The organism is Mitsuaria sp. TWR114 (assembly GCF_007997345.1).
The window spans coordinates 1-2,346 of sequence record NZ_VOSR01000213.1 but is presented as its reverse complement, the minus strand read 5'-3'; the positions used below and the strand labels follow the sequence as shown (position 1 = coordinate 2,346).

Here is a 2,346-nt window from a genome sequence, read left to right as displayed (position 1 = left end):
TACTCCTTCATCGGGCTGCGGCCCGCACCGTGCTCAAGAGCGAAGGCACGGTCACCCGCGTGATCCGTGACGGCGCCGTGATCGAGACCCACGACGGCGACCCGCTCGCCTTCATCGAGGCCTACCAGCAGCGCTTCAAGGTCGCGCTGCGGCCCGGCATGCCGCGCTTCTGCGGCGGTCTGGCCGGCTACTTCGGCTACGACGCGGTGCGCTACATCGAGCCGCGCCTGGCGGACTCCACGCCCGAGGGCGGCCTGCCCACCCCCGACGTGATGCTGCTGCAGTGCGAGGAGCTGGCCGTCATCGACAACCTCTCGGGCAAGCTCTACCTGATCGTCTACGCCGACCCGTCGCAGCCCGAGGCCTACTTCAAGGCCAAGAAGCGGCTGACGGAGCTCAAGGACAAGTTGGGCTACTCGGTGGCCGCGCCGCGCGTGGTGCGCGGGCAGGCCCATCCGGTCGAGCGCGAATTCAACAAGGCCGACTTCCTCGCTTCGGTCGACAAGGCCAAGGCCTTCATCGCGGCCGGCGACTGCATGCAGATCGTCTTCGGCCAGCGGCTCAAGAAGCGCTACACCGAATCGCCGCTGAGCCTCTACCGCGCGCTGCGCTCGCTCAATCCCAGCCCCTACATGTACTTCTACGACATGGGGGACTTCCAGATCGTCGGCGCCTCGCCCGAGATCCTGGTGCGCCAGGAGTCGACGCCGGAAGGCCGCAAGGTCACGATCCGCCCGCTCGCCGGCACGCGTCCGCGCGGCGGCACGCCGGAGCAGGATCAGGCGCTCGAAGTGGAGCTCAAGGCCGATCCCAAGGAGCGCGCCGAGCACCTGATGCTGATCGACCTGGCCCGCAACGACATCGGCCGCATCGCGCGGACCGGCAGCGTCAAGGTCACCGACGCGTTCGCGGTCGAGCGCTACTCGCATGTGATGCACATCGTCAGCAACGTCGAGGGCCTGCTGAAGGACGGCATCGGCAACATGGACGTGTTCCGCGCCAGCTTCCCGGCCGGCACGCTGTCGGGCGCGCCCAAGATCCGCGCGATGGAGATCATCGACCAGCTCGAGCCCGTCAAGCGCGGCATCTACGGCGGCGCCTGCGGCTACCTGAGCTTCGGCGGCGACATGGACCTGGCCATCGCGATCCGCACCGGCGTGGTCATGGACCAGGTGCTGTACGTGCAGGCGGCGGCGGGCATCGTGGCCGATTCGGTGCCCGAGCTCGAATGGAAGGAGACCGAGGCCAAGGCCCGCGCGCTGCTGCGCGCGGCGGAGCTGGTCGAGGAAGGTTTCTGACCCGGACGAAGGAGAACGACATGCTGCTGATGATCGACAACTACGACAGCTTCACCTTCAACCTGGTGCAGTACTTCGCCGAACTCGGCGCCGAGGTGAAGACGGTCCGCAACGACCAGATCAGCCTGGACGAGATCGCGGCGCTCAAGCCCACCCACCTCGTGCTCTCGCCCGGCCCCTGCACGCCCAAGGAAGCCGGCATCTGCGTGCCGGCGATCCAGCGCTTCATCGGCCAGCTGCCCATCCTGGGCGTGTGCCTGGGCCACCAGAGCATCGGTGCCGCGCTTGGTGGGAACATCATCCGCGCCAAGGTGCAGATGCATGGCAAGTCCTCGACCATCACCACCGACGCGCAGGGCGTGTTCAGCGGCCTGCCCGAGCGCTTCGACGTGATCCGCTACCACTCGCTGGCGATCGAGGAAGCGACGATCCCGGCCGAGCTGGAGATCAGCGCGCGCAGCGAGGACGGCGAGATCATGGGCGTGCGCCACCGCGCGCTGGCGGGCACCGCCACGCCGCTGGAGGGCGTGCAGTTCCATCCCGAATCCATCCTGTCCGAGCACGGCCACGCGATGCTCAAGAACTTCCTGGAGTTGGCGCGATGAATGCGAGCACGAATGCGGGCAGGAATGTGGACGCGGCGGTCGTCGACCTGCGCAGCGACACCGTCACCCAGCCCACCGCCGGCATGCGTGCCGCCATGGCGGCGGCGCCGCTGGGCGATGACGTCTTCGGCGACGACCCCAGCGTCAACGCGCTGCAGTCGGCGCTGGCGGAGCGCCTGGGCTTCGAGGCGGCGCTCTTCATGCCCACCGGCACGCAGAGCAACCTGTGCGCGCTGATGGCGCACTGCCAGCGCGGCGACGAGTACATCGTCGGCCAGTTCGCCCACACCTACCGCTGGGAGGGCGGCGGTGCCGCGGTGCTGGGCTCGATCCAGCCGCAGCCGCTGAACCACGCGCCCGATGGCTCGCTGCCGCTGGCCGACATCGAGGCCAACATCAAGCCCGACGACGCGCACTTCGCGCGCACCCGGCTGCTGGCGCTG

The 2,346-nt window shown here is 68.7% G+C and carries 2 protein-coding genes and 1 pseudogene; all 3 read left to right on the top strand.

Translation table 11 applies throughout. The features are described 5' to 3' along the window. Positions 1–1,298 (top strand): annotated as a pseudogene (locus tag FUT87_RS09695) (anthranilate synthase component I family protein); the annotation flags it as partial. 20 nt (positions 1,299–1,318) lie between these two features. Further along, a complete protein-coding gene (locus FUT87_RS09690; protein ID WP_147240892.1) occupies positions 1,319–1,903 on the top strand; it encodes an aminodeoxychorismate/anthranilate synthase component II in 585 nt (194 codons plus the stop codon). After that, on the top strand, positions 1,900–2,346 hold a 447-nt coding region (locus FUT87_RS09685; protein WP_255511749.1), incomplete at its 3' end, for a beta-eliminating lyase-related protein. The genes FUT87_RS09690 and FUT87_RS09685, both read left to right, overlap by 4 nt.

Coding starts and splice junctions, on each gene's coding strand:
- FUT87_RS09690 (WP_147240892.1), top strand. CDS start 1,319: ATGCTGCTGATGATCGACAACTACGACAGCTTCACCTTCAACCTGGTG.